Source organism: Rhodoferax lithotrophicus (genome assembly GCF_019973615.1).
In the GTDB taxonomy this organism is placed as follows: Bacteria; Pseudomonadota; Gammaproteobacteria; order Burkholderiales; family Burkholderiaceae_C; genus Rhodoferax; species Rhodoferax lithotrophicus.
Window position 1 is genome coordinate 1136049 of sequence record NZ_AP024238.1, and the last position, 26360, is coordinate 1162408.

Annotated in this window: 23 protein-coding genes; 15 read left to right on the forward strand and 8 right to left on the reverse strand. The window is 55.0% G+C overall.

The window, feature by feature from the left end; translation table 11 throughout:
- Positions 1–65: 65 nt before the first annotated feature.
- Complete coding sequence (locus LDN84_RS05330) at positions 66–305, reverse strand: hypothetical protein (RefSeq protein WP_223909484.1); 240 nt, start codon at positions 303–305, stop codon at positions 66–68.
- 360 nt (positions 306–665) lie between these two features.
- On the opposite strand from LDN84_RS05330, the gene LDN84_RS05335 reads away from it, so the two are divergent.
- From LDN84_RS05335 to LDN84_RS05345, 3 genes are all read left to right on the forward strand, one after another.
- Positions 666–2792: a TonB-dependent receptor family protein gene (locus tag LDN84_RS05335; RefSeq protein WP_223909486.1), complete on the forward strand. Its 2127-nt coding sequence runs from the start codon at positions 666–668 to the stop codon at positions 2790–2792.
- Between the two features lie 29 nt (positions 2793–2821).
- Complete coding sequence (locus LDN84_RS05340; protein ID WP_223909488.1) at positions 2822–4963, forward strand: 4Fe-4S binding protein; 2142 nt, start codon at positions 2822–2824, stop codon at positions 4961–4963.
- 83 nt (positions 4964–5046) lie between these two features.
- Positions 5047–6051, forward strand: a complete 1005-nt coding sequence (locus LDN84_RS05345) for an FAD:protein FMN transferase (protein ID WP_223909490.1) — start codon at positions 5047–5049, stop codon at positions 6049–6051.
- Positions 6052–6236: 185 nt separating this feature from the next.
- Here LDN84_RS05345 and LDN84_RS05350 read toward each other — a convergent pair whose 3' ends face one another.
- From LDN84_RS05350 to pedB, 4 genes are read right to left on the reverse strand one after another with little or no spacing between them, the layout of a single operon-like run.
- Positions 6237–7001 (reverse strand): ABC transporter ATP-binding protein, encoded by a 765-nt coding sequence (locus LDN84_RS05350; RefSeq protein ID WP_223909493.1) that lies wholly within the window; start codon positions 6999–7001, stop codon positions 6237–6239.
- Positions 6998–7771, reverse strand: a complete 774-nt coding sequence (locus LDN84_RS05355) for an ABC transporter permease (RefSeq protein WP_223909496.1) — start codon at positions 7769–7771, stop codon at positions 6998–7000. The genes LDN84_RS05350 and LDN84_RS05355 overlap by 4 nt, the downstream gene beginning before the upstream one ends.
- Entirely contained in the window at positions 7756–8766 is a 1011-nt protein-coding gene (locus LDN84_RS05360; protein WP_223909499.1) for an ABC transporter substrate-binding protein, read from the reverse strand. The genes LDN84_RS05355 and LDN84_RS05360 overlap by 16 nt, the downstream gene beginning before the upstream one ends.
- A gap of 40 nt (positions 8767–8806) precedes the next feature.
- Positions 8807–9502 carry a lanthanide ABC transporter ATP-binding protein PedB/LutE gene (pedB, locus tag LDN84_RS05365; RefSeq protein WP_223909502.1) on the reverse strand — a complete coding sequence of 232 codons (696 nt, stop codon included), beginning with the start codon at positions 9500–9502 and terminating at the stop codon, positions 8807–8809.
- A 263-nt stretch (positions 9503–9765) separates the two neighbouring features.
- Here pedB and LDN84_RS05370 point away from each other — a divergent pair, with 263 nt between their 5' ends.
- The 6 genes from LDN84_RS05370 (at position 9766) to LDN84_RS05395 (ending at position 15624) form a co-directional block, all read left to right on the forward strand.
- On the forward strand, positions 9766–10794 hold the full coding sequence (locus LDN84_RS05370; RefSeq protein ID WP_223909505.1) for a PQQ-dependent catabolism-associated beta-propeller protein: 1029 nt from the start codon (positions 9766–9768) through the stop codon (positions 10792–10794).
- Complete coding sequence (gene pedA1 / locus LDN84_RS05375) at positions 10794–12035, forward strand: lanthanide ABC transporter ABC transporter substrate-binding protein PedA1 (RefSeq protein ID WP_223909507.1); 1242 nt, start codon at positions 10794–10796, stop codon at positions 12033–12035. Before LDN84_RS05370 ends, pedA1 begins: the two co-directional genes overlap by 1 nt.
- 14 nt (positions 12036–12049) lie before the next feature.
- A complete protein-coding gene (gene pedC, locus LDN84_RS05380) occupies positions 12050–12847 on the forward strand; it encodes a lanthanide ABC transporter permease protein PedC (protein WP_223909510.1) in 798 nt (265 codons plus the stop codon).
- A 279-nt stretch (positions 12848–13126) separates the two neighbouring features.
- Positions 13127–14815 (forward strand): PQQ-dependent methanol/ethanol family dehydrogenase, encoded by a 1689-nt coding sequence (locus tag LDN84_RS05385; RefSeq protein ID WP_223912772.1) that lies wholly within the window; start codon positions 13127–13129, stop codon positions 14813–14815.
- Positions 14816–14878: 63 nt separating this feature from the next.
- Complete coding sequence (locus LDN84_RS05390; protein ID WP_223909511.1) at positions 14879–15214, forward strand: c-type cytochrome; 336 nt, start codon at positions 14879–14881, stop codon at positions 15212–15214.
- Between the two features lie 29 nt (positions 15215–15243).
- The gene (locus tag LDN84_RS05395) at positions 15244–15624 is read left to right on the forward strand and encodes a c-type cytochrome (RefSeq protein ID WP_223909512.1); all 381 of its coding nucleotides are present in this window, start codon (positions 15244–15246) and stop codon (positions 15622–15624) included.
- A gap of 25 nt (positions 15625–15649) precedes the next feature.
- Here LDN84_RS05395 and LDN84_RS05400 read toward each other — a convergent pair whose 3' ends face one another.
- On the reverse strand, positions 15650–17647 hold the full coding sequence (locus LDN84_RS05400) for a sigma-54-dependent Fis family transcriptional regulator (protein WP_223909513.1): 1998 nt from the start codon (positions 17645–17647) through the stop codon (positions 15650–15652).
- A gap of 297 nt (positions 17648–17944) precedes the next feature.
- Between LDN84_RS05400 and pedF the strand changes: the two genes are divergently transcribed.
- Together pedF and LDN84_RS05410 are read left to right on the forward strand one after the other, a co-directional pair.
- The gene (pedF, locus tag LDN84_RS05405) at positions 17945–18439 is read left to right on the forward strand and encodes a cytochrome c-550 PedF (RefSeq protein ID WP_223909514.1); all 495 of its coding nucleotides are present in this window, start codon (positions 17945–17947) and stop codon (positions 18437–18439) included.
- A gap of 88 nt (positions 18440–18527) precedes the next feature.
- On the forward strand, positions 18528–19424 hold the full coding sequence (locus LDN84_RS05410; RefSeq protein ID WP_223909516.1) for a substrate-binding periplasmic protein: 897 nt from the start codon (positions 18528–18530) through the stop codon (positions 19422–19424).
- Between the two features lie 221 nt (positions 19425–19645).
- Here the strand turns inward: LDN84_RS05410 and LDN84_RS05415 are convergent, their stop codons facing one another.
- The gene (locus LDN84_RS05415; RefSeq protein ID WP_223909519.1) at positions 19646–20683 is read right to left on the reverse strand and encodes a porin; all 1038 of its coding nucleotides are present in this window, start codon (positions 20681–20683) and stop codon (positions 19646–19648) included.
- A 583-nt stretch (positions 20684–21266) separates the two neighbouring features.
- Here LDN84_RS05415 and LDN84_RS05420 point away from each other — a divergent pair.
- The 3 genes from LDN84_RS05420 (at position 21267) to LDN84_RS05430 (ending at position 24942) form a co-directional block, all read left to right on the forward strand.
- On the forward strand, positions 21267–21743 hold the full coding sequence (locus LDN84_RS05420; protein ID WP_223912775.1) for a CopD family protein: 477 nt from the start codon (positions 21267–21269) through the stop codon (positions 21741–21743).
- Between the two features lie 8 nt (positions 21744–21751).
- Entirely contained in the window at positions 21752–22975 is a 1224-nt protein-coding gene (locus LDN84_RS05425; RefSeq protein ID WP_223909522.1) for a multidrug effflux MFS transporter, read from the forward strand.
- A 101-nt stretch (positions 22976–23076) separates the two neighbouring features.
- Complete coding sequence (locus LDN84_RS05430; RefSeq protein WP_223909525.1) at positions 23077–24942, forward strand: hypothetical protein; 1866 nt, start codon at positions 23077–23079, stop codon at positions 24940–24942.
- A 180-nt stretch (positions 24943–25122) separates the two neighbouring features.
- Here the strand turns inward: LDN84_RS05430 and LDN84_RS05435 are convergent, their stop codons facing one another.
- Complete coding sequence (locus LDN84_RS05435; protein ID WP_223909528.1) at positions 25123–25806, reverse strand: PEP-CTERM sorting domain-containing protein; 684 nt, start codon at positions 25804–25806, stop codon at positions 25123–25125.
- 145 nt (positions 25807–25951) lie between these two features.
- On the opposite strand from LDN84_RS05435, the gene LDN84_RS05440 reads away from it, so the two are divergent.
- Positions 25952–26260 (forward strand): c-type cytochrome, encoded by a 309-nt coding sequence (locus LDN84_RS05440; RefSeq protein ID WP_223909530.1) that lies wholly within the window; start codon positions 25952–25954, stop codon positions 26258–26260.
- Positions 26261–26360: the final 100 nt, after the last annotated feature.

Below are 26360 nucleotides of genomic sequence, written 5' to 3' on the forward strand. Positions count from 1 at the left end.
GTGTTGGTAGGGGTAGGGTACGTGGCAGGTCACCTCGACCGGGCTGCCCAGGCATTTGAATTCCTTCATGGACAAAAATAGTCGGTGAAGTTCGCATGGTTCATGGTGAAGACGAAGATGCTTGTGCTATCTGCCTGCGGCCTGAAGTCAACCGTGCCAATGACAATCGCTTGTTTGTCTTGCGTGTGTGCGGTGACGGTTTGGACACCGCTTGGGATCCATGCAAAAACCTGCGTCGGTGTTACGGCAGACAAGGCCAGCAGCAGTGCCAGTGGGCGCATGGGAAAGGGTCGCGTGGTTTTCATGAAGTTCCCCGATGGATAAAACTGCTTGTTCCAAGCAATAAATGTGTGCGCGCCAGCAGCATCTCGTTGTAAGGCCTGTGAGGTTGAATAAACGCCAGGACTGTTACATCTTCGGTGGGTGGTGTGCCAAATGTGAACAGTTCGGAAAGCACACGCGTCACACACACCATCAAGGGTGCACGGGTTAACGCTTGGTGTCCTCGGTTTGAAGCGAGTACCGGCCGGTTTTCCGCCTAAAAACCCGGTTGCGACGGGCTTTGAGCCGTGGTACGGATATTGCAAATTAGGCGTGCTATCAAACGCAGGTATGTCACCTTCGATTGTTTTAAGCCCCATAAATACGAGCAGACAAGATTCACCATGAAGCAAATGAAACGTCAAAAGGCATGTGTCCCGTCATTGATCAGAACAAGCCTGGCACTGGTCGCCACATCAGCGCTGCACGCCCCGGTGGCCGCTCAGACTTTGAGTGAAGTGGTGGTGTCGGCCTCGCGCGCCGAACAGCGCAGTTTTGATGCGCCCGCCGCCGTGCAGTCCATTGACCGTGCCACCATTGAGAGTGCTGGGCCACAAGTCAATTTGTCCGAATCGCTCAATCGAGTGCCGGGTCTGACCATTTTGAGCCGTCAAAACTACGCGCAAGACCTACAGGTGTCGATTCGCGGCTTTGGCGCGCGCTCAGCCTTTGGCATTCGTGGCATTCGTTTGCTGGTGGATGGCATTCCAGCCACCACGCCAGATGGGCAAGGCCAAGGCTCCAGCATCAGCTTGACCTCCACTGACCGCATTGAAGTGCTGCGTGGCCCGCTGGCGCAGATGTATGGCAACTCGTCAGGCGGTGTGATTCAGGCCTTCACCCGCGACGCGCCCGCCACCCCCGAATTTGCCGCCGCCGCCTACACCGGTTCATTTGGCCTGCGCCGCACCGACTGGCAGTACGCCGGGCGCCTAGGCCAATACGGTTTGGTGGCCGACTACAGTACGTTTGACATCGATGGTTTTCGTAACAACAGCAAAACCGAGCGCAAGCAGTTCAACGGCAAACTCAGCTTTGACCCCTTCGAGAAAACTCACGTGAACGTGGTGTTTAACCGTTTTGACATGCCGCTGGCCCAAGATCCGCTGGGGCTGACTGCCGCACAGCTGGCAGCCGACCCCACCCAGGCTGGCACCAACGCCATTGCAAGAGGTATCCGCAAAATTGTGCTGCAAAACCAGTTGGGTGCGTCGATGTTGACCGAACTTGGCAACGACCGCTCCATCACCACACGGGCCTATACCGGCACGCGTGAAAACCTGCAATACCAGGCAGGTATTTTTGTCCCCACACTGCCACCGCCCACCGGGGCTTGGGTCGGGCTGGACCGCACCTATTACGGTGTGGGTTTGCAGTACAACGCGCAAAGCCAACTGGGCAGCACGCCCATCAAGTGGGCGCTTGGTTATGACTATGACGAATCCAATGAGACACGCCAAGCCGGGGTAGCTGCGTTGGGAGAAAAAACCACCACCAACCGCAACGAAGACAACACCGCCAGCAACAGCGATGTGTTCATGCAGGGCACAGCGCTGGTGTCTGAGAAGCTGTCTGTGGTGGCGGGTTTGCGCTATAGCTCGGTCAAATTCAAAAGTGAAGACCATTATTTGAGCAACGGCGACGGCTCTGGCGCCACCACTTACCAGAACACTAGCCCGGTGCTGGGCGTGACCTATCACGCCACCGATGCCTTGAATGTATTTGCCACCTATGGCAAAGGCTTTGAGACACCGACCCTTAACGAAGTGGCTTACAACGGTGCTGGTGTGCCGGGTTTCAACACCAGCATCCAGGCCTCCAACAGCCAGCATTTTGAGGTCGGTGCCAAGTGGGCACCCAGTGCGCAGGCGCGTGTGGACTTCACCGCCTTCAAAATCAACACCACCGATGAAATTGTGGTGGCCAGCAGCAGCGGTGGCAACTCCACCTTTCGAAATGCTCCGGGCACCACGCGCACCGGCTGGGAGCTGTCGGGCAGCGCGCAGTTCAGCCCGCACCTGCGTGCCACGCTGTCGGCCTCACAAATGGAGGCCGAGTATTCGCAGGCCTTCATGAGCGGCACCACCGCGGTGGCGGCAGGCAACAAGTTGCCAGGAATTCCGCAGAGTTTTCTGTTCTCTGAGTTGTTATGGACGCAGCAGCCCGCGGCACCGGGCCAAAAAGCGATGGCAACAGGCAGCCAGGCCGGCCTTGAATTGACACAAGCCGGGCGTTTGTATGCCAATGACATCAACACCGCCTCTGCCGATGGCTACACCACCTTGAACCTGAAGGCCAGCCACGTCTGGGCGCTGGGTGCTGGGCGCCTGACCACCTATGCCCGCATCGACAATCTGGCGGATGAGCGTTACGTGGGTTCGGTCATCGTGAACCAGGCGGGCTCGCAGTTTTATGAGCCGGCACCGGGAAGAAACTGGACGCTGGGCGTGCGTTTTGTCATGCCGTTGTGATTTGACGGGTAACCGAAGGGGTCGTTGCCATGGTGCGTGTGTTTGAACGCGGCCTGCCGTTGATCCAGCGCCGGTTGCAGCGCTTGTTGTTGGCGCTGTTTCTGATGGCGCTTGGCTGGGCGCTGGCCGTGCCCGCGCAGGCCGGGGTCATGACCAAAGAGAGCATGCGCCAAGCGTTTCCGTCGCCGATTATTGTGGGTGACAAAGATGCTGACATCCCGGTTTGGCCGATCTTCAAGCAAGATGCCACCGCCACCCCCCTGATTGGCTACGTGTTTGAGTCTATCGACCTGGCACCCATTCCCGGCTTTTCCGGCACATCATTCAATTTGCTGATTGCGCTGGATGCCAAGGGTGAGTTCATGGATGTCAAGGTGTTGTCACAACACGAACCGGTGTTTGTCGAGGGCCTGGGCGAAGAGCCCATGCTGCGTTTTGTAGACCAATACAAAGGCTTGTCGCTCAAGCAAAACATCAAAATTGGCGCTGAAAAAAACAACGGCGGCAACGCCAATGTTTACATCCACGGGGTTGCCAAAGCCACCGCGTCGGTGCGCATTCTGAACCAAAGCCTGCTGTCGGCTTCCTTGAAGGTTGCCCGCGCCAAGATGGGCTATGCCCAGGGCCGCGACCCTGATTTGATTGCCCGCATCAAGCCTGACTTGTTCAAGGCGATGAATTGGGCATCACTGCTCAAAGACGAGCTGGTCACCCGAAAAGTCTTCAGCAACCAGGAGGTTGAAGCCGCCTTTGCTGGCACCGCGGTGGAGGGCGTAGACGCTGAGGTGCTGGCTGCGCCGGGTGCTGATTTTGAAGAAATGGTGGTGGCCTATTTGCATGTGCCCTCGGTGGGGCGAAACCTGCTCTCAACCAAAGATTGGGACTACCTGCAAGGCCGTCTGGAACCCGGTGACAGTGCTTTGCTGGTGATGTCCAAAGGTCGCTATTCGATGCTGGGCGATGAGTTCACCCGCGGTGCCGTGCCGACCCGAATCACCGTGCAGCAGGGCAGCTTGCCGCTGGAGATTAGAGACCTGGACATTGACCTGAATGAACCCCTGAAGGTGCCAGAGGCATTGAAAGATGCCGAGTGGAAAATTTTCAGGGTGATTGGCCCTGCGGGGCTGGACCCGTCACAGCCGCTTGAATTCAAGCTGCGGGTGATTCGCACCAAGGGCGCGATGTATGGCGAGCGGGTGGGCAAAGATTTGTCGGTGGTGACGCAATTGCCCGATGACTATTATGTGGCGGCCAGTTCAGACAACAAAACCTGGCACTCGATTTGGTCTGACAGAACGGGTGAGTTAAGCCTTCTTCTGGTCAGCCTGGGGCTTTTGTCCTGGGCCTTGATGAAGCAGTCGTGGTTAACCAGAACGGTCAAGCGGTTGAATCTGTTCAGAACCGGGTTTTTACTCTTCACCTTATTTTTTATTGGCTGGTATGCGCAGGGGCAGTTGTCGATTGTCAATATCACCGGTGTGATTCGTGCGTTGGTTGAAAAGCGCAGCCTGAGTTTCTTTCTGTATGACCCCATGACGATTATTTTGTGGGCCTACATTGCGGTGACGTTTTTTGTTTGGGGGCGTGGCGTATTTTGTGGCTGGTTATGTCCGTTTGGTGCCTTACAGGAATTTTTGGGTAACGCGGCCCGGTTTTTGAAAATTCCCCAGCTCAAAATTTCCCTGGCCTTGGACAGAACGCTTAAATTTATCAAGTACCTGGTGCTGACCGTGATTTGTATCGCCGCTTTGGTGTCTGTGCAGTGGACCGACCGTTTGGTAGAAGTGGAGCCTTTCAAGACCAGCATCACCCTGATGTTCGTGCGCTCTTGGCCTTTTGTGGTGTGGGCTGCTGTGTTGTTGTTGCTCAATATGGTGGTGTACAAGGGCTTTTGCCGCTACCTGTGTCCTTTGGGGGCTGGCATGGCAATTTTGGGGCGGCTGCGCTTGCAAAACTGGTTGCCCCGCCGCTCCGAATGCGGCCAGCCGTGCCAGCGTTGCAGCAACGATTGCCGCTATCAAGCCATCAAAAAAACCGGTGAGATTGATTACGTGGAGTGTTTTCAGTGCCTGGACTGCGTGGCCATTGAGCAAAGCCCCGAGCTGTGCGTGCCTCGTATTCTGGAAAGCAAAAGCCGGGTGATTCCGATCCACGCCGAGCCGGTGCGTTAACTGGACGACTTTCGCCGCACTGGCGATGACGGCTCCCTTTCACGTGGACCCGGCTTGATGCACTTAGTTTTTGAAGGATGCTGATGAAAAGACGCACATTTTTACAAGCCTCTTTGGGGCTGGGGGCGACCCTGGCGGCGCAGGGCGGTGCGGTCACTGCGCAAAGTGGCCTGCACAAACCGCTGGGGCCACTGGTGTGGCAACAACGCCCCTTGCTCGGCTTTGGTACCACCTTGTCGTTGACGGTGGCGCACACCGATCCGGCCATGGCGCAGTCCGCGCTGGACGTGGCCGTGGCAGACATTCACCATGTCGAAGCGCAAATGAGCCTGTTCAACCCCAAAAGTGCCTTGAGCCAGCTTAACGCCCAGGGGTTTCTGGCGCAGCCACACCCCGACTTGCTCAAGGTGTTGCAACTGGCCCAAGCGGTGTCTGAAAAAAGCCAGGGTGCCTTTGATGTCACGGTGCAGCCGTTGTGGACGGTTTTTGCTGAGGCACAAGCCTTGGGGCGTTTGCCCACGGCAGAGGCGGTGGCGCAGGCCCGCCAGCACACGGGTTGGCAGCACGTGACGCTTGACCCGGCGCGCATCAGTTTCACCCGACCCGACATGGCCATCACGCTCAACGGTATTGCCCAGGGTTTCGCCGCCGACCTGGTGCAAACGCACTGGCGGCGCATGGGCATCGCACACGCCTTGATCAACACCGGCGAGTGGGCCGCCTTAGGTCAATCACAAACGGCAGGCGACTGGCGGCTGGGCATTGCCGACCCGCGAGATGCGCAAAAGCTGATGAAAAACATCGCCTTGCACGGCAAAAGTGTGGCGACCTCGGCCGACAGCCAGACGTTTTTCAGCGCTGATTTCAAGCACCACCACATCTTCAACCCGCACACCGGTTACTCACCCGGTGATGTGGCCAGCGTCACGGTGGCGGCTGACAGCTGCGCGCTGGCCGATGCACTGACCAAAGTGATGTTTGTCGCAGGCATGGACCAGGCCATGGTGTTGGCCAAGGCTTGGGCGGTGGAGGTGCTGGTGGTGGACAAGGCCGGACGGTGGCGCGCCTCACCGGGGCTGGATGTCTGACGTGGTTCTGTTGGATGCTATTTATTAGATAGCTACTTACGCTTGTTTCATAAGGGCTATAAGCCAATTTTGCATTTAAAAATTGCTTCAGGAGTCGATCTGTCAGCAGCTTGCAAGATGCTACTTAATAAATAGCTATTCACGCAAGTTTCACAAGGGCTAAAGGCCAATTTCTTATATAAAAGTCAATCCAGATGCAGTCCTGCCAGTACATTGGGGTAACGCTCAAGAATTTGCTGGTGCGTCTGGGTCACCCAGTCGCTTTCGATGTCGACGGCCCCCACGCGCTCTGGCGATGGCGCCAGCGGCAGCTCCAAAATCACCTGCGACGGCCGCGCCGACAAAAACAGAATGCGGCTCGCCACACTGATGGCTTCGCGCAGGTTGTGGGTGACAAACAGCACCGTGGGAGCGCTGTGTTGCCATAGCTCGTGCAACAGCCGCCGCAGCTGCGCGGCGGTGGGGGCATCGAGTGACTGAAATGGCTCGTCCATCAGCAGTACATCAGGTGCCACGATGAAGGCGCGCAGCAAGGCCACGCGCCGCTGCATGCCGCCCGAGAGTTGTCCCGGAAACAGGTCGCCGCAGCCTTGCAGGCCCACACATTGCAGCCAGGTGTCAAGCGGCTTGGTTTGCACCGCTGCAGGCGCGTTTTTGATGATCAACTGCAGGTTTTGGTACACGGTCAGCCAGGGCAAAAGTCGGCATTCCTGAAACAAAAAGCCAAGCCGCACGGCCGATGGGTTGAAAGCTCGCCCGGCAAATGTCACCGCACCAGAATAATCAGGGTCCAGGCCAGACACGATATTCAACAGCGTGGATTTGCCCGCACCTGAGGGGCCCACAACGGCGATGAATTCGCCTTTTCGGCATGAGAATTTGAGATTTTCAATGGCCAGACAGCCATTTGCATAAATCTTCTGATGAATATCAACGGACAGAAAACTCATAACCGCCACCGCAACAAATGTTTTTCGAGTGGGCGCAGCGCCAGCACCTCAATCGAAAACACCACCAACATGAATGCCAAGGTGTATGTCAGCACCCCTGAAATATCAAAGAAGTGAAAGTACCCGCCAATCTGAAAACCCACCCCATTGCTGCAGCCCAGTAATTCAACCACCAAAACAATCTTCCAAATAATGGCCAAACCATTGCGGGTGGCACCAAAGATATAGGGCAACAACTGCGGAAATACCATTTTTGTGGCGATGTCATATTTCGACAGCTGGTACACCTGAGCCACTTGAAACAAACTTTTGTCGAGTGCCCGCGCGCCTTCCCGCAAACTGACCGCCACCATGGGTATTTTGTTAATGGTGACGGCGATGATGGCGGCATATTCTGTCAAGCCAAACCAGATATAACAAATGACAATGATCACCAGGGCTGGAATATTCAGGCCGATGATCAAAAATGTGTCAAGGACCTGGTCAATGGCCTTGAACATGCCCATCAAGATACCCAGGATCGTGCCCAACACCATGGCAGCCATGAAGCTGATGCCCACACGCTTTAAGGTCATGCCTAGGTGAAACAGCAAGTCGCCCTCAGAGGTTTCCTTCCATAAGAGGTGCAGGATGGTGCTCGGCTGCGGCAGCAGCTTGTTGTCAACCTGACCGCCCAACAGTTGCCACAAAATCAAGGCCAGCAGCAAAGGCAGCAGCCTGATGCCACTGCCGGAAAGCCATGCGGGGGTCTGTTTTAGGGTCTGCTGCATAGCGCTTGGTAGCCGGGCCAAAAGGTGTCTTTGGACAACTGTGTGGCCTTGCCGACCAGTTTTTCGCCGCCAATGTCAGCCAGCACTTTGTAGGTGAGTGTGATGTCGGCCATGGGGTTGGGGCCGCATTGGGGAATACCGACCCGGAATTTGTCGCGCAGGCTGACAAAAATGGCATCGTTCTCGGCTTTCATCTTGGGTTTTAGCTTGAGCCATTCGTCGTCAGAGGTCAGCATGAGCTGCTTGGCCTCGTTTGATGCGCTAAAAAATGCATTCAATGCATCCTTGTTTTTCGCCGCCCAATCTTCGCGAAAGACCCAGCCAATCAGTGGAATGGCGCCTTTGACACCCAGTCCGGCCAGGATGTCGGGCAATTCAATCAGGCGCTGCATGCCTTTGGCTTCCAGACGTGCGGTGTAGGCCCAGGTGTTGAGCACGGCATCGAGCTGATGGCGCTGCATCAGTTCGTTTAACAAAGGTGGCGCGCCAAACGTGGGCAGGGCGGTGTTGGCCAGATCGGCCCCCAGATTGCGCTGGCTGTGGGCTCGCAGCATCAGCCAGATTTTGTCGCTGGGCCCGCCTGACACGCCGATTTTTTTACCCTTCAAGTCGGCCAGGGTTTTGATCGGGCTGTCTTTGTCGACAATGATCGAGCCCACCGCGTTGGAGTAGGTGACAAAGCTGAATAGGTTGGCATCGGCACGTTGTCGTGACACCCAAAGCCAGTCTGACACGATCACGTCCACCGAGCCGCCTTGCAGCGCGATGGTGGAGGCATCGCCCGAGGCCAGTGGCACCACCACCAAGTCAACCCCCCGTTTTTTTGCAAACTCATGGCGGAGCATCACCTCAAGCTCCCAGTTGACCGTACCAAACCCCAAAACACCCACGCGAATTTGTGTGGGTGTTGCGGCAAAGGCAGCGCTGGACAGGCTGAGTAATATAAATATGAGTTGTTTCAGTATGTTCAACATGTACTTGTCTGTATCGGTCATGAGATGTTTTTAATGAACCTGGTGCCTGGCTTCAAGTGTTCTATTCTTCCGTTCTGACCAGACCTTTGAACTGCGTCAGGTAATCGGCAGGTGCGCCATCAAAACGAATCAAGCCTTGCTGCAAAAATAAAACCCGGTCGGTGACCTTGATTTCTTCAATCAAATGTGTTGCCCACAACACACCCACCTGCTGCTGCGTGGCCAACTGCCGCACGGCATCCAGCATGGTGGCGCGTGATTCGGGGTCAAGGCCCACCGTGGCCTCGTCCATCAAGAGCACGCGCGGTTGGTGCAACAGGGCGCGCACCAGTTCAACTTTGCGCCGGGTGCCGCCAGACAAGCTGCGCACCACGTCTTTGGCCTGACCCTGCAAGCCCATGGCCGCTAGCGCTTGCGCAATGCGCTGCCTGGCCACCTGTCGCGGCAGGCCATGCAGGTCAGTGTGAAATAACAAATTGGCGTTGACCGACAAATCCAGGTCAAGCGCGCTTTGCTGAAACACAACCCCAATGCCGGCGAGGGCCTGGCTGGGGTGGGCGTTCAGGTCTTGGCCAAAAATCTGGATGCTGCCCCGGTCGGGGCTAAACAAGCCTGTCAGCAATTGCAGCAGCGTGGATTTGCCCGCGCCGTTGGGCCCAAGCAAGGCCACCATTTCACCGGCCTTGATGGCAAAGCTCACGCCTTTGAGTGCAGGCTTGGTGCCATAGGACTTGGCCAGGTCTTGAACGATCAGCATGGATGGCGGCATTGGAGTGTCTAAGTTTGGGTAAGCGCAGGGTGGGTAATGACAAGGGCGGAATGGGTGGCTTGACTGGCAGTTTATGAGACACTTTGAAGGTAAAAGACTTGAATGCTGTGTTTGAATGCAAATTGTGTGCCGCAGTACAGAGCAGAGGCAAAGCGCGGCTACCACCTTTTTATTTGGCTTGATTTTTGCTCAGGTGTTCAAGCCGTTCCTTTCATCTAATTCAAAACGCATCATTCATAAAAAGAGGCAACATGTTTAAAACCCTGAAAACCGTCACGCAGCCCGTGCGTTTGGCGGCACCACAAGTTGTTCGCAAAGCCCTGGCGCTTTGGGTCTTGGCCGCCACCGCCAGTTGGGCCATGGCGCAGGCCGTGCCCGCCAACCGCCTTTACGTATCAAGCGAAAAAGACAACAAGGTGTATGTGTTTGACACCCAGGGCCAACGCCTGTCGACGATTGACGTGTGCAAGCGCCCACGCCAGTTGACCTTCAACAAAGACCACAGCGTGATTTATGTGTGTTGCGGCGACAGTAATGAGCTGGGCCTGATTGATGCCGCCAGCGGCAAGATGACCAGCTCCGTGCCGCTGGGTGACAGCCCGGAACTGTTCGACTTCAGTGCCGACGGTAAAACCGTTTACGCCACCATTGAAGACGACAGCGTCATGGGTGCGTATGACCTGCAGTCCAAAAAAAAGCTGTTTGAGGTCAAGGTGGGCGGCCAGCCCGAGGGTATTTTGGTCATGCCAGATGGCAAGCACGCCTATGTGACGTCCGAGGAAGCCAACGTGGTTCACTACATTGACCTGACCACCAAAAAGATCGTCAAGAACATTCGCACCGGCACTCGGCCCCGCCGCTTCGTGCTGGCGGCCGATGGCAAAGAGCTTTGGGTCAGCAACGAGCTCAGTGCCAGTGTCAGCATCATCAGCACAGCGGACCAAACGGTTAAACACACCATCAAGTTCACCCTCAAGGGTATTCGTGCCAATGACATCACGCCGGTGGGCATGACCCTGAGTGCCGACGGCAAGTCGGTATGGGTGGGCTTGGGCAAAGCCAACCACGTGGCGGAGGTCGATTTGGTCACGCGTGAGGTGCGCAACACCGTGTTGGTGGGCAAGCGCGCCTGGGGTCTGACCCTGCATCCCGATGGCAAAACCTTGTATGTCGCCAATGGCATGTCAGACGACATGACGCTGATCGATGCCGTTGCAGGCAAGGCCATTCGCACGGTGGCGGTAGGTCGCGTGCCGCACAGCGTGCTGGTGCAGCCTTGATGCGCGCCGCTGCTGGTCGGGCAACAGCTGGCCCTTTGCGGTATGGGCTCAAGGGCGCACTGGGTGTTGGCCTGGCTTGCGGCTTGGCGTTTGCCTGTGGCTTGGCGACTGCCGCACCTTTGCAAAACGTGACCGTGGCGGTGCTGTCGCTGGCCAGCGACGTGCGCTACACGCCCAAGCAACTTGAACGTGCTTTCCCCGACCACCCGGCTGGTCGCGTGGGGGATGCCGCGCGCATGGCGGCGGAAGATACTGCGCTGGAGTTGCAAGAATTGGGTGTGGCGTTGAAACTCAAAGAGGTGCCTCTGGCAGATGCACAGGCCTTGCCCAAGGTGTTGGCTGAGCTCAAAGCCGCCCGCGTGCAGCACATTGTGGCCGATTTGCCGCCAGAGGTGTTGGCCGCGCTGGTCAAGATTGCCCCGGCTGTCTTGGGTGGTGCAATGATTTTGAACGTCAGCGCCGACGGCGATGCCTTGCGCAACGAGGCGTGTTCAGCGGCTTTGCTGCACACCTACCCGAGCCGGCAGATGTACACCGATGCGCTGGCCCAGTACCTGGCGGCACGCAACTGGCGCAAGTTGCTGTTGCTGCAAGGGCCGCTCCTGGAAGACCAGTTGCAGGCGGCGGCGATGGTGTTGTCGGCCAAGCGTTATGGCCTCAAAATTTTGCAAACCAAGCCGTTCAAACTCTCGGGTGATCCGCGTGAACGTGACCTGTTCAATACCCGGTTGCTGACCAACGAGCGTGACCACGAGGTGGTGGCGGTGATGGACAGCCAGGGTGAATTTGCCCGGATTTTGCCCTATGCCACCCAATGGCCGCGCCCGGTAATGGGCAGCAATGGCCTGATGGCGATGGCCTGGCACCCGCAGTGGGATCGCAATGGTGGGCCGCAAATATCGCGGCGTTTTCAAAAGCTGGCCAAGCGCCCCATGCAGAGCCAGGACTGGGCCGCATGGATAGCGGTCAAGGCCATTGCCGCAGTGGTGGCGGTAGACCCCAAAGCGGACGTGGCCAAACAGCTTAAACAACTGCGCGCGGGTGATGTGGTGGTGGATGGCAACAAAGGGCCGGGCTTGACGTTTCGTGCCTGGGATGGGCAATTGCGCCAGCCCATCATGCTGGGCCATGGTGATGGCGTGGTCGGCATCGCGCCGCTCGATGGCATTTTGCATCCGACCGAAGTGATGGACACGCTGGGTACGGACCAGAAGGAATCCAAGTGTCAACAGCGTTCGTAGCCCCCTCTTTCTTCATGCACCTGCTGCGCGCGATGCGGGCCGTGGTGGGGCGCGAGATCAACAAATTTTTGCGCCAGCCTTCGCGCCTGGCCTCAGCGCTGGTGCGGCCCTTGCTGTGGTTTGTGGTGTTTTCTGCGGGTTTTCACAATGTTTTTGGTGTCTCGATCATGCCGCCGTATGAAACGTATGTGGAATACTCGGTTTACATGGTGCCTGGTTTGCTCGGCATGGTGGCGTTGTTCAATGGCATGCAAAGCTCGCTCTCCATGGTGTATGACCGTGAGATGGGTGTCATGCGGCTGCTGTTGACGGCACCGTTGCCACGCGGCTGGTTGCTGGCTTTTAAGCTGATGGGCGGCACCAGTTTGTCTTTGTTGCAAATGCTGGTGTTTTTGTTGATCTCGCTGGCGTTTGGCATCGAATTCAGTTGGGCGCATTTCCCCCTGATGTTGTTGGCCATGGTGTGTGGTGCCACGCTGCTTGCGGCGTTGGGGTTGATGCTGTCGGTCTACATCAAGCAGCTGGAAAACTTTGCCGGCACCATGAATTTTGTGATTTTTCCGATGTTTTTCATCAGCCCGGCGCTGTACCCGTTATGGAAGCTTGACGAGTCGGGCGCTTGGTGGTTATTGATTCTTGCGCAGTGGAACCCGTTCACGCACGTGGTTGAAACGATTCGCTTTGCCATGTATGGCCAGATCAACCTGCTGTCCTGGACGGTGGTGGTGGTGGGCGCCGTGGTCTTCTTTTGTCTTGCCTGGTGGGGCTACGACCCGCAACGAGGATGGATCAAGCAACGCGGGGCGGCGTGAGGTGTGACATTGGGCTGGGCTGAGTGATTCAATTTTGAACACTGTCACATCGTGAGTCGCTTATCCATGAACACTTGATGGTAAAAGTGACCGGCGACAGGGGGAGCTACTGCGCAAACGACCAAATTTTATTGGCACAGAAGTTGCGCATGGGGTTGGTGGATACCAAGATTTACTTGGTCCACAGTTACCCGGGCATGCTGCTCCGGATCAGTAATTATTCTTACCCCATCAGCAGGAGACAACGAAGTGAAACGAAAATTACTCAGTATTTTGGTCATGGCAGCCTGTGCCCAGGCCGGCGCTCAAGTGACTGACGCCATGATTGCCAACGATGCCAATACGCCAGAAGATGTGCTCAGCTGGGGCATGGGCACACAAGGTCAACGCCACTCCACTTTGTCAGACGTGAACGCCAAAACCATTGGCCGTCTGGTGCCCGTGTGGTCTATGTCTTTTGGGGGTGAAAAACAGCGCGGTCAGGAATCTCAGCCCCTGGTGCATAACGGCAAGATGTTTGTGACCGCATCGTATTCACGCATTTTTGCGTTGGATACCAAGACCGGCCAAAAACTCTGGAAGTACGAGCACCGTTTGCCAGAAGGCATCATGCCTTGCTGCGATGTAATCAACCGCGGCGCTGCTTTGTATGACAACCTGGTGATTTTCGGCACCCTGGATGCCCAACTGGTGGCCTTGGATCAAAACACAGGCAAAGTTGTCTGGCGTGAAAAAATTGACGACTACAGCGCAGGCTACAGCTACTCCGCTGCCCCTTTGATTGCTGAAGGTCTGTTGATCACCGGTTTGTCTGGCGGTGAATTTGGTGTGGTGGGCCGCGTCGAAGCGCGTGACCCCAAGACCGGCAAAATAGTTTGGAGTCGCCCTACCGTTGAAGGCCACATGGGCACGTTGAACGGCAAAGACAACGGCATCACCGGTACCACCAACGCCACCTGGCCTGGTGAAACCTGGAAAACCGGCGGTGCTACCCCTTGGTTGGGTGGCACCTACGATGCCAAAACTGGCTTGGCCTACTTTGGCACCGGCAACCCCGGCCCCTGGAACAGCCACGTGCGCAAGGGTGACAATCTTTATTCTGCATCCACCATCGCCATTGATGTCAAGACTGGCAAGATCGTCTGGCACTACCAAAGCACCCCCAACGACGGTTGGGACTACGACGGTGTCAACGAATTCATCACCTTTGACATGGATGGCAAGCGCATGGGTGCCAAGGCTGACCGCAATGGCTTTTTCTATGTGAACGACGCCGCCACCGGTAAGCTGGTGAACGCCTTCCCATTTGTTAAAAAGACCACGTGGGCCAGCAGCATCGACTTGAAGACAGGTCGCCCCAACTATATCGACGAAAACCGTCCTGGCGACCCGACTGCACCTGGCATGGATGGCAAAAAAGGCAAAACAGCCTTTGCCGCCCCCGGCTTCTTGGGTGGAAAAAACCAGATGCCCATGGCCTACAGCCCCAAGACTGGCTTGTTTTACGTGCCTACCAACGAATGGGGCATGGACATCTGGAACGAGCCCATCAGCTACAAAAAGGGTGCTGCTTACCTAGGTGCTGGTTTCACCATCAAACCACTGTTTGACGATCACATCGGTTCCTTGCGCGCCATTGATCCAAAAACTGGCAAAGTGGCTTGGGAAGTCAAGAACACCGCGCCTCTGTGGGGCGGTGTGATGACCACGGCCGATCTGGTCTTTTGGGGCACACCAGAAGGTTATCTGAAGGCAGCTGATGCCAAGACGGGCAAGGTGGTGTGGCAGTTCCAGACCGGCTCCGGCATTGTGGCGCCTCCCATCACCTGGAAAGAAGGCGGCGAGCAATACATCAGCATCGTGTCGGGTTGGGGCGGTGCTGTGCCTTTGTGGGGTGGTGAAGTTGCCAAGAAGGTCAACTTGCTGGAACAAGGCGGTTCCGTCTGGACGTTCAAGCTGATTAAGTAAATGACAGGCAAGGCCCGGCGCAGCAGCGTTGGGCCTTGTGATGTTTTTTGAACAAGTCCAACTATGAAATACCAATTTTTTTCCGCATTTCTTTGGGTCATGGCGAGTGTTGGCAGCGCCTATGCAGACGACAGTCAAGACGTGAAAGAACTGGTGCAGGCGAGCGGTTGCTTGTCGTGCCATTCGGTCGACGAGAAGATTGTGGGCCCGGCCTTCAAGGATGTGGTTGCCAAATACAAAAGCGATCCCGATGCCATTGTCAATATCTCTCAAAGTATCAAAAACGGTTCACGCGGCAAATGGGGTCGCATGGCCATGCCTGCGCACGCAAGCTTAAGCAGTGAAGAACTGAAGACGCTGGCTATGTGGGTGATGACGCGTAAAGCCAAAGCTGATTAAATTTTTTGCTCACTTTTTATACAAATCCTATGAAACGCCGTACTCAAATCTGTCTTCTGGCCAGTGCCCTCATGTTTGCCAGCACCGCCGCGTTGGCCCAGTCGTCAGCAGACGATGCTGCCAAAAAAATCGCCGCCAATGCAGGTTGTTTTACTTGCCACAGCATCAAACACCAAGAGTCAAAAGATGCCGGCTTGCCGGTTGGCCCGGCTTGGCAAGATGTATCGCTCCAGTACCGCGACAAGCCCGGTGCGGCCGACTTCCTGACGCGCATTGTTCTGGAAGGCTCCAACCCATACGCTAGCCATTGGAAAAACAAAGCCGCTGGCATTGCCATGCCACCCAACGCTGTGGCCATCAGTGAAAGTAACGCCCGCCAAGTGGTGTTCTGGATTTTGTCGCTCCGGTAAGCAACACCCTCTCAATGGCTCTGGACTAGCCCCAGATGTCAGGTGGGAGCAGGTCTTTCTTACGGTAAATGGTGTTTCGCGAGACGCCTAGTGCCTTGGCGGTTGTCGACACATTGCCCTTGTGCAGCCGCAGTGTTTGGGCCATGGCTGCCAGGGTGACATCATGCAGATTGCCCGCATCGTTGTCCATCGCCACCATGGCTGGGTTGGCGATGGGGCTGTCGACTGGTTCGGCCATTGGCATCTGTGCTACTTCTTCCAGAAAATCATCCGGCAAGTGCAGAGTGTCAATGCGGCCATCGCAACCGGCCATCACCACCGCCGTGCGTAGCAAATTGTGCAGTTGCCTGAAGTTGCCTGGCCAACTGTAGTTTTTAAACAGGCTCATGACTTCGGCGGTGAGGCCAATGGTCGGCTTTTTGCTGCACAAGGTGCCGAGAATTCTCTGGGCCACTAGTTCAAAATCAGAACGCTCCCGCAAGGCTGGCAAACGCACCACCAGTCCGTTGAGCCGGTAGTACAAGTCTTCACGGAAAGCGCCTTGCGCAATCATGGCTTTGAGGTTCTTGTTGGTGGCGCAGATGATCGACACATCCACTTCAACTTCTTTGGAAGCGCCCAGCGGGCTGACCTTGCGGTCTTGCAATACCCTGAGCAATCGGGCCTGCAACTGCCTGGGCATGTCACCAATTTCATCCAGAAACAGGGTGCCACCATGGGCTTGCTGAATTTTGCCAGTGGCCCCTTTTTTGCGGGCACCGGTAAACGCCCCTTCTTCATAGCCAAACAGCTCAGATTCAATCAGGGTCTCGGGAATAGATGCGCAGTTGACTGACACAAAGGGTTGACCCGCGCGTGCTGAATCCGAATGAATGGCCTGCGCCATCAGGTCTTTACCCGTGCCGGTTTCGCCCAAAATCATGATAGGAATGTCATGGTTCCTGACCATGCACAGCTTACGAATCACGGCAGAGATTTGTGGGTCACCGGTGTCCAGGTAGCGCAAACTGGACAACTGCAGCTTGCGTTTGGTGGCTGTGTCGGCCTGAGCTTTTGACGAGGCAGACGCTGGTGCGGAGCTCATGTCAAGCCCCTGTAGCCACTGCCCAACCGGTTTCATCTTGACCTGGCACCAGACCGACAGACCGCTGAACAAGTTCAGTTGGTGAGGTTGGGTCACTGTTCGTCCAAAAATCTCGTGCAGGCGTGAAATTGGAATACCAAAAAGCGAAGAAAACGTATGCGCGCGCAACGACTCAAGCGTCAGTCCAATCTGAAACTGCGCACTGCGGTTGGCTGATAAAAAGCGGCCATCTGGCGAAAACACCACAATGCCCTCGACCAACGTGCCTAAAAATTCTGGCCGGGCGTGAAAACGGATGCAAAGCTCACCGCTGAAGGTTTCGGTGAACATGTGGTTTTCAATCATCTGCCCCGACATACGCACCAGCGCCAGCGTGTGCAGATGTGAGCGCCTGTGGTCACTCGTGACATCCAGCGCGCCAATGACTTGCCCATGCGGGTCAAAAATAGGTGCGCAAGAACAGGTGAGCGACTGGTTGGCGTTCATGAAGTGCTGGCCGCCAGCAATCAGCAAGGGCCGTTTTTCATGCAATGCGGTGCCGATGGCGTTGGTGCCTTTGGATTTTTCTGACCACTCAACGCCTGGCATCAGTGCAACTTTGGAGGCGGTGTCCAGAAAATCCGGATCACCCAATGAATGGAGTACCAAACCATTGGCCGCCGTCAACAGGACAACGCTGTGTGTATTGACAATTTGCGCGTACAAGGACTCCATCACCGGTGCGGCATGCTGGAACAAAAACCTGTTTTCATCCAGTGCCGCCAGCAGCGACGAGTGCCCATGGGTTGAATAATCGGCTTCGTCCCGGCTGCAAATACCGTAGTCGGTGGATCTGGCGTGCGACTGCGCGATCAGGCGGCTGAAGTCTTCAGCTTCAGCACAAGCGCCAGTGGTATTGGGGTGGCGTTGGAGAATTGGTGTAGCGATGTTGACTTGCATGGTATTTGCCAATATTGGGATATTGTGAAACGTGCAACTTCTTTTGCTATCGGCAAAAACCCTTGAAAAAAAGAAAGGCTTGGTACCTTGCTGCATACCAAGGGTGGCTTGTGGCGCTTTTGTGTCAAAAAAATGGAACACCCTGACCCAAATTGACACACTTTGCCCTAGGGTTTGTGCAGCGTCATCTAGGCGTACCAGGCCGCGCAAGGGGGTATCACCGATGCAGAACTTTGGCGCATTTATTGCATATTGACTGCGTAGGAGTATTTCGTTCACTTTTTTAGAAAGTTTTCTATGCAGGTCAAACTCGCTCTGGCGGCCAAGCGCCTCGGTCTAATTTCAATTGCTGCGTTGAGCCTCGCTACTGGGTTGGTTTACGCACACGGTGATGTTGTGCCCCAATCGGTCGACACTTCGTCGCTGCCACAGTTGGGCACCAAATGGCTTGATGCCAACCCTTATAGCAAGGGCGATGCCCATGCCGAGGCGTTGCGCATTGGCACTTCCGCCTACAACCAAAACTGCGCCCGCTGCCACGGCTTGGAGGCCATCTCGGGTGGCATGTCACCTGATTTGCGAAAAATCGATGGCGATTGCATGGGCATGGCTGATGAGTCTGCAAAAATGGCCTGTTTCAAGGAAATAGATGATTATTTTCTGGCAACGGTCAGGCGTGGTCGGGTGCGAGATGGTCGTGTCTACATGCCTCACTTTGAGGGCATCCTGACACAGGAAGCCATTTGGTCGATTCGCACTTACATCGAAACCCGGCGTGAAAAAGTAGACTGATCAACGAATGTGGGACTGGAAGGATGACCCTCGAAAAAATGGCCGTTTGATCGCGTGTCATTTCATAACTATGAAGGAGACTATTCGCATGACGACATCCAAGACAAACCCCGTTACAGAGGCCTCACCTAGCGGTATCAGCCGCCGGCAGAGTCTAGGTTTGCTGTTGGGCTTAGGTGTATCGCCCGTTTTTGCTGAAGGCGAACTCGATGACCTGGCAAAAATCCAGGCCCGTGGCACGTTAAAAGTGGCTGTGTACAAAGACAACGCGCCTTTTTCCAGCGGCTCGGCCAATGACATGAATGGCCTGGACATTGCGCTGGCTGAAGGCTTGGCGCGCCAGCTCAAACTGAAACTGGCGTTGTTGCCGTTTGATGCGGGTGAGAACATGAACGACGACCTGCGCAACATGGTCTGGAAAGGCCATTACTTGGGTTATGGCCCGGCAGATGTCATGCTGAATGTGCCCGTTGACAAATACCTAATGCAGCAAAACCGCCAAGTTACTATTTTTTCGCCTTACATGCGGCAGATGCCGATATTGATCCACAGCGTCAGCAAGTTGTCGCAAGTCAATGGCCCTGAAGACTTGAAGGGCCACAGGTTGGCAGCTGAACGCGGTACTGGTGCTGCCAGCGCTTTGCTGGGACATCAAAGTGGTCTACTGAGTTCCCAAGTGACCTTGTTCAATTCAGGCATTGAAGCTGCCACGGCTGTGCTGCGTGGGCAGGTAGATGCTGCCTACGTGCTGCGCTCGCAAGCCGAAGCCGCCACGGCCCTGGACAAAGCCAAGCCAGAGGATTTTGTGATCACCCAAATGCGCTTGACTGGCTTGCCTGACAATGGTTGGCCGCTGGGCATGGCGATCAAGTCAAGCTACAAAGATTTGGGCCAGGCCTTGGAAGTGGCCATGAAACAACTGCGTGACAACGGTGAACTGCTGGCCATGTTCAAGACGCGTGGCATGACGCTGACAGCGCCTTAAGACCTTGGGGTAGGGCTGGGTTGCCGGTCGATACGCCTGAATCATTTGAAAAAATGGCCAGATGGCACAGTTAACCTGAGCTATTTGGCCATTTTTGCTATATAAATAGTAGCTTATGGCGGTTATTTAATAAGGGCTACAGGCCTATTTCATATATATTTAGTCTGGTCAGCGCTGGCAATGTGCAAGCGTTGACCAGATCAAGCGACTCATACAAGCGGTCAGAACGCGTGCTTGACACCAAAGTTCAACAGGCTGGCGTTTTTGCCGGCATCCGTGCCACCGGCGACGATGCTTGACACCAATGAGGCATTCGCGTCGGCATTCACAAACGCCGCCTGCACATATAAGGTGGTACGTTTGGACAAGGCGTATTCGTCGCTCAGGATGAACGAGTTGGTGGTGCTTGAGGCCGTATTTTTGTCTTTGCCGGTGTAGTAGGCAAAGCCAATGGTGTTGTTGCTTGCTGTTTTCCAGTCAAGGCCCAGGCCAAGCACATCCACCTTGGTGGTTTCAACTAGGGCAGCGTTTTTGTTCTTGCCGTGCAGGAAATTGAGCTTGCCAGTGAATACGCCCATGGTGTAGCCCGCACCCATTGAGTACATGACGCACTGCTCCTCTGAGGTGGTGGGCAGGTTGGTGGCCTGGTAAGCAGCCGACAGGGACACCGGGCCGCTGTAGGTCAGGCCCAGGGAGACCACGGCGCCCTTGGTTTCGGACACGCTGTAAGCACCAGCGATGCTGACCGGGCCCAGCGTGTTGCTGTAGGAAATGGCGTTTTGAATGAACACGCCCACGTCGTTGTTACCGTTGTTGCCTATGGTCAATGCACCTGAGTTGTACGCCCAAGGGTACAAGCCAGAGAAGTTTTCACGTAGGCCCCGCGGGTCGGTCGCGGCAAATGCCAGCACAGCGGGGCTGTACATGTTGCCCAGTGTCAAGGTGCCCATGCTGGGTGACGAGAAACCCACATTGGATTGGCGGCGAAAAAACGTAGCCGTACCGGCCCCGGTGTCCGCTGAAAAGTGTGATTCAAGGTTGAAGTTGGCCTTTAAACCGCCGCCGAGGTCTTCTGAGCCGCGGAAGCCCCAGATGCTGGGCGAAATGCCGCCGTTGTAGACCTGTGTTGAGCCGTTGCCCGCATTGCTTTGAACCAGCAAGCCAAGGTCAACATTCCCATAAACGGTGACGGTGCTTTGGGCCAACGCGGCACCAGAGACCAGCGCCAGGGTGGTGATGCCAATTAGTTTTTTCTTCATTGAATGTGTCCTCATCGTAGATTTGTTAAACGTCACGTTGTGTCGGTGACAAACCTTGATTGGCAAGATGTGTGCCTGTTGCTTTTTGAGGCTCAGCATGCCAATTTAGCTTTGAGGGTTTGCCGGGCTCACCTGTGTGTTGCCGTGGGAGACGCTATGGAACGGTGCTTGCGACCGAGGTATGTTGTTTGAAATTGAGCGTTGTAGCCGGGTTGCGCCAGATTGGAACAAGCTGTCATAAAACTGAAATTTAGCGTTCCACGATGGCAAGATGTGACCGTGCTTGGGTTGTGTAACGAGGTGTTTTAGGCTTCAGCGTATCAGCCGCGGTTAGCCAGCAATTTTGAATCCGAAGCGGGTCTAATTCCCCCACCCCTTGGGGCGGGGGAATTTATTGTTGCAAATCCGGCAAAGTGGAATGCTAAGTGGTGAACAAGTGGAGAGGTCAAATGAATGGGCTTTTTCTGATTCATGTAAATCAATTGGTAAGTTCCACACTCGGGGAGGGGAATGTTGAGCGGCGTTCCGCACTTGATGAGAGTTCGGGCACACTCGCTGGCTTAAACAGTTTTGTGAGATGACGATGCTCTACGCCCTACTAAAAACCCTTCACCTCTTGTCTATCGTGGTCTGGATCGGTGGCATGGTGTTTGCCCATTTCTTTTTGCGCCCTGCTGTCGGGATGCTGGAGCCAGCTCTGCGGGTGCGCTTGATGCATGCTGTGTTGGGTCGATTTTTTAATGCTGTGCTGGTCGTGGCCTTGTTGACCCTGGTGACGGGCAGCTGGATGATTGTCAACACGGCGGCGCAGTTGGCGCAGTCCGAGGCGCGGTTTCGTATGCCGCTGGAGTGGATGATCATGGCCACGTTGGGGATGGTGATGATGCTGATCTTTGGCCATATTCGTTTTGTGTTGTACAAGCGCTTGGGCCGTGCACTGCAGGATGCAGCCTGGCCGAAGGGTGCGGCGGCATTGGCACAAATCAGATTGTGGGTGATGGTGAATTTGGTGTTGGGTGTTGTGATTGTGCTGGTCACTGTTCTGGGTGTATCACGCTGAAGGCTGGAATGAACCCGGATGCACATCACCTGTGGCGCGCGCCACGCTGGGCATTGGCCGTGTTGTTGGCTACCTTGGGCATGCTCGGCCCTTTTTCCATCGATACCTACATTCCGGCTTTTGCTGGCATTGCCCATTCATTGAATGCCACACCGTTGCAGATGCAACAGACTTTGTCGGTGTATCTGTTTGGTTTTGCTTTCATGAGCCTGTTTCATGGGGCTTTGTCTGATAGTGTGGGACGACGCCCGGTGGTGCTGTGGGGGCTGGCTGCATTCACGCTGGCATCCATGGGCTGCGCACTGTCACAAAGTATCGGGCAACTGGTGTTTTTCAGGGGAGTGCAGGGTTTGACCACTGGCGCAGGTATCGTAGTGTCGCGTGCGGTGGTGCGTGACATGTTTGCCCCTGCGCAGGCACAAAAGGTCATGAGCCAGATCACCATTTATTTTGGCGTGGCCCCCGCCGTGGCCCCGATGGTGGGCGGTGTGTTGTTTGCTCATTTGGGCTGGCACAGTGTGTTCTGGTTTTTGACGCTGGTGGGGGTGGTTTTGTTTACCGCCAACTTGAAACTATTGCCCGAGACGCTGCATGTGACGCATCGCCAGCCGCTGGAGGTGAACCATTTACTCCGGGGCTATTGGCAACTGGGCTTGGATCCCCGGTTTTTGCTTTTGGCGCTTGCCAGCGGGATACCGTTCAACGGCATGTTTTTGTATGTGTTGTCAGCGCCCGCTTTTTTGGGTGAGCACTTGTCTCTTTTGCCCACGCAGTTTTTCTGGTTTTTTGTGCTCACCATCAGCGGCATCATGGGTGGTGCCTGGGTGAGTGGTCGCATGGCTGGGCGACTGGCTCCCAAGCAGCAAATCAAATACGGTTTTTCCATCATGCTGGGCATTGGGGTGATCAACTTGCTGGCTAACAGTTTGTTCAAGGCGCATGCTTCCTGGGCCATGTTTCCGGTTGCAATTTTTGCCTTTGGCTGGGCCATGATGGTGCCGGTTGTGACGCTGTTGGTGTTGGACTTGCATCCAGAGCGGCGTGGCATGGCATCGAGTTTGCAGGCGTTTGTGGGGTCGAGTGCCAATGGGGTGGTGGCTGGTGTGATAGCGCCTTTAGTGATGCATTCCGCCGTAGCCTTGGCTAGCGCGTCGCTGGCGATGCTCTCCGTAGGTTTACTGGCCTGGTTGGGTTTGAGAATGCGTTGGCCAGACATTGGTCGAGGGGTGTGATTGCCAAAAATGACAGCTTCTTGCGAATGAATTTGGTGGTGTGTTGGGCATGGGCTTGAAGTGCCGCTAACATCAAACCACGTAAATTCTTGGAGATACGGATGACAGAAGAGGCACATTCCTGGCGGTTTTTTCGTGCAGGTGGGTTTGATCAAGTCAGAATTGACACCGCGCAGGACTTGCTGGCGCTGTCCCAACTGGATCAGAAACTTTGGGTGGCTTTGTCTTGCCCGGTAAAGGGTATTGAGTTTGATGCTCGCACGTTGCAGTTTATTGACAGTGACAAAGATGGCCATGTTCGCGTGCCGGAATTGACGGCTGCGATCCAGTGGGTCAATGATCGGCTAACCAGTCCCGAGGTGTTGGTTCAACAACTGGACGGTGTGCCCATTGACCATATTCGCAGTGATGATGAGCCTGGCAAGTTGATCAAGGCAGCTGCTCTGGCATTGGCCGCAGAGTTGGGTAAAACCGAAGCAGATGTTTTGACCGTGGAAGAAACCAGTGTGGCCCAAGCCAGTCATGCTGCCCGCGCGCAAGCTGCGTGGGAAGTTGCCGGTGCGCAAACTTTGCTTTTGGGTGATGACACAGCCGCCGCGTATGCTTTGGTGACTGAACTGGATGGCAAAGTGCAGGATTTTTTTACCCGTTGCCAGCTGGCCGCTTTTGATGTCCGGGCAGGTGATGTTTTGAATCCATCTGAAGATGCCTTTAAAGCCTTGGCCTCATCGTCCCTGCAAGCGGATACACAAGCTATCAGTGCTTTGCCTTTGGCACATGTGTCCGCCGCCGGATGGTTGCCCCTGTCTGAGGGTATCAACCCGGCATGGCGTGCACGTTTGGCCAATTTGCGCAGCAGTGTGGTGTGTCCTTTGTTGGGTGACAAAGAGGCGCTCAATGCTGCCGATTGGCAGGCGATTCAAAGCAAACTTGCCCCTTATGTCACCTGGTTGGCGGCCAAGCCTGATCCGGCGGCAGAAGGTGATGGTGTGCGTGATCTGGAAAAACTCTCACGTTATGTGCGCGATGTACAGCTGCTGGCGAATAACTTTGCCTCATTCCGAGACTTCTATACCCGGCAAGGCAAGGCAAGCTTTCAGGTGGGTACGCTGTATCTGGATGGTCGCTCATGCGAGTTGTGTGTGGCGGTGAATGATGCCGCCAAACATGCCGCTTTGGCGGGCTTGTCGCGTATGTGCCTGGTGTATTGCGAATGTGTACGTGGGGCGGAAAAGCTCAGTATTGCCGCTGCTTTTACTGCCGGAGATTCCGATCAGCTGATGGTTGGGCGTAATGGAGTGTTTTATGACCGCCAGGGGCGTGATTGGGATGCCACGATCAGCAAAATCATTGACCATCCGATTAGCCTGCGCCAAGCATTTTGGTCACCTTATAAAAACCTGGTACGCATGGTTGGTTTGCAATTCCAAAAATTAGCCGCCAGCAAAGCCAAGGAAGCCGATGACAAACTGGTGAATTCTGCATTGGATGTTTCTAAAAAAGGAGTGGCTGGTGTAACTGGCAAGACGGCAGCAGCACCGCCTCCCTTTGATGTGGGCAAATTCGCTGGTATTTTTGCAGCGATTGGCTTGGCTGTGGGGGCCGTTGGCACCATGGCCGCCTCTTTGGTTTCCGGTTTGTTTGCATTACTTTGGTGGCAAATTCCGCTGGCATTCTTGTGTTTGATGCTGCTTGTTTCTGGCCCTGCAGTATTGTTAGCTTGGTTTAAATTGCGCAGCCGCAATCTGGGCCCGATTCTGGATGCCAACGGCTGGGCGATCAATGCTCGCGCACGGATCAATATTCCGTTTGGCACATCATTGACACACTTGGCTCAACTTCCCGCCAATGCTGAACGATCCTTGGCAGACCCATACGCCGAAAAACCCTTTCAGTGGCCATATGTGACGCTTGTGTTGGGTGCACTCGCTGCTGTTGTGGTGTGGTATGTACGCTTCAGGCCTTGAAATTCTGGTTCATTGCAGTAAGCGTTGTTTCGTCAGGTTGCATTGACGGTTCATCAGAGCAGAGGGCATGTCATTTCAGTCTTGATCTGGCGTGTCTTCATGATGCCGCTTCTTTTTCTCACAGGCAAAAAAATAGGAGCTCTTAAGGACTCCTAATTGCGTGAGAGATGGAAGATCGAATTACAGTGTTTTTTGCTGTTTGCGACGACGGGCCACGAACCCCATCAAGCCCAAACCAGCCAGCAACATGGCGTAAGTTTCAGGTTCTGGTACCGGGGCCAGCATCACCAGTTGGTCTTGTGCATGACTGGTGTAGCTTGCATTGGTGAAGACATTTAAAACCCGCACATTACCATAACCGGTGTAGCCGCCAGCGACCGCGGTCTGAGCCGCTGCAGCATAAGATTTGGCCTTGGTTGACAGCGCAGATAGAGCCTTTTCACCTTCAAGATACCAGAACGCATTTTGCATGTCAGACTTCACTGTGCTTGTGTTTCCATAAGCACCCTGGCTGTATTTTGTGAATAGCCAAGCTGTTTCAAAACTCAACGGATCGCTGGTGGATGCCCCGTAATGCCCGCCAGCAGCGTTGGTAGTGGCATTGGTCACCCCTTTGACATACAGACTCTGGCCATAAGAAAAATATTCATATTCCTCAAGGCAGAAACTTTCAAAAGTGCTGCCTGAACTTGGGCCGGATGTGACTGTGCCGTTAAATGGCCCACTGCCGCTGGTTAGTTTGATGACGCTACCTGCACCCACGTCGTTGGACAAAAATTGGGCAGAAGCTAGTTGCGCACCAAGCAATAACACCGAGGCCACCGTACCGCGCACGACATGCTTGAGATTAAGGGTATGAGCCATTGAAGTTCCTCACGAAAGAATATGTAACCAATTGTGTATGAAGAGCCAGGAATGGATACAGTTTGGATGCAAAACAAAGGCGTGAGGTGTGAACTATTGCTCAGAAATTGGAGTAACCTTCGCGTCATTAAAGATCACTTCCATTATGAAGACTCTCAAATTCGCAACAGTCGTGCTCATGCTGAGTTTCACAAGCTCGATTTTTGCCAACTCACAATTGGCCGTAGATCACGGTTGCATCAACTGTCATGGTATCCCTTTGCGTGGTGAAGCGCCCAGCTTTGAACGTTTGGCTGAGAAATTAGGAAAATTCAAGGGTGATGAGACAGCGTTGACTAAATTTGTTGCCAAATACCGCATGGGTGAACCATTTGAGCATATAGCTGCGCATGAGCGCTTAAGCCCGGAAGCGGCCACGGCATTACTGAATTGGCTCGCAGAAGGCGGCAAGTAGTTGTGAGCCCCCTGAGTTGGTGAGTTTTTTGATATGGAGGGGGAAACTCTTGCCCCTCATTCGGCTCTGACGAGTTCACCAGACTGGCTGGTTCGAGGCG

Excerpts from the sequence above, each read along its gene's own strand:
- LDN84_RS05330 (WP_223909484.1), bottom strand. The coding sequence starts at position 305 with ATGAAAACCACGCGACCCTTTCCCATGCGCCCACTGGCACTGCTGCTG.
- LDN84_RS05335 (WP_223909486.1), top strand. The coding sequence starts at position 666 with ATGAAGCAAATGAAACGTCAAAAGGCATGTGTCCCGTCATTGATCAGA.
- LDN84_RS05340 (WP_223909488.1), top strand. The coding sequence starts at position 2,822 with ATGGTGCGTGTGTTTGAACGCGGCCTGCCGTTGATCCAGCGCCGGTTG.
- LDN84_RS05345 (WP_223909490.1), top strand. The coding sequence starts at position 5,047 with ATGAAAAGACGCACATTTTTACAAGCCTCTTTGGGGCTGGGGGCGACC.
- LDN84_RS05350 (WP_223909493.1), bottom strand. The coding sequence starts at position 7,001 with ATGAGTTTTCTGTCCGTTGATATTCATCAGAAGATTTATGCAAATGGC.
- LDN84_RS05355 (WP_223909496.1), bottom strand. The coding sequence starts at position 7,771 with ATGCAGCAGACCCTAAAACAGACCCCCGCATGGCTTTCCGGCAGTGGC.
- LDN84_RS05360 (WP_223909499.1), bottom strand. The coding sequence starts at position 8,766 with ATGACCGATACAGACAAGTACATGTTGAACATACTGAAACAACTCATA.
- pedB (WP_223909502.1), bottom strand. The coding sequence starts at position 9,502 with ATGCTGATCGTTCAAGACCTGGCCAAGTCCTATGGCACCAAGCCTGCA.
- LDN84_RS05370 (WP_223909505.1), top strand. The coding sequence starts at position 9,766 with ATGTTTAAAACCCTGAAAACCGTCACGCAGCCCGTGCGTTTGGCGGCA.
- pedA1 (WP_223909507.1), top strand. The coding sequence starts at position 10,794 with ATGCGCGCCGCTGCTGGTCGGGCAACAGCTGGCCCTTTGCGGTATGGG.
- pedC (WP_223909510.1), top strand. The coding sequence starts at position 12,050 with ATGCACCTGCTGCGCGCGATGCGGGCCGTGGTGGGGCGCGAGATCAAC.
- LDN84_RS05385 (WP_223912772.1), top strand. The coding sequence starts at position 13,127 with ATGGCAGCCTGTGCCCAGGCCGGCGCTCAAGTGACTGACGCCATGATT.
- LDN84_RS05390 (WP_223909511.1), top strand. The coding sequence starts at position 14,879 with ATGAAATACCAATTTTTTTCCGCATTTCTTTGGGTCATGGCGAGTGTT.
- LDN84_RS05395 (WP_223909512.1), top strand. The coding sequence starts at position 15,244 with ATGAAACGCCGTACTCAAATCTGTCTTCTGGCCAGTGCCCTCATGTTT.
- LDN84_RS05400 (WP_223909513.1), bottom strand. The coding sequence starts at position 17,647 with ATGCAAGTCAACATCGCTACACCAATTCTCCAACGCCACCCCAATACC.
- pedF (WP_223909514.1), top strand. The coding sequence starts at position 17,945 with ATGCAGGTCAAACTCGCTCTGGCGGCCAAGCGCCTCGGTCTAATTTCA.
- LDN84_RS05410 (WP_223909516.1), top strand. The coding sequence starts at position 18,528 with ATGACGACATCCAAGACAAACCCCGTTACAGAGGCCTCACCTAGCGGT.
- LDN84_RS05415 (WP_223909519.1), bottom strand. The coding sequence starts at position 20,683 with ATGAAGAAAAAACTAATTGGCATCACCACCCTGGCGCTGGTCTCTGGT.
- LDN84_RS05420 (WP_223912775.1), top strand. The coding sequence starts at position 21,267 with ATGCTCTACGCCCTACTAAAAACCCTTCACCTCTTGTCTATCGTGGTC.
- LDN84_RS05425 (WP_223909522.1), top strand. The coding sequence starts at position 21,752 with ATGAACCCGGATGCACATCACCTGTGGCGCGCGCCACGCTGGGCATTG.
- LDN84_RS05430 (WP_223909525.1), top strand. The coding sequence starts at position 23,077 with ATGACAGAAGAGGCACATTCCTGGCGGTTTTTTCGTGCAGGTGGGTTT.
- LDN84_RS05435 (WP_223909528.1), bottom strand. The coding sequence starts at position 25,806 with ATGGCTCATACCCTTAATCTCAAGCATGTCGTGCGCGGTACGGTGGCC.
- LDN84_RS05440 (WP_223909530.1), top strand. The coding sequence starts at position 25,952 with ATGAAGACTCTCAAATTCGCAACAGTCGTGCTCATGCTGAGTTTCACA.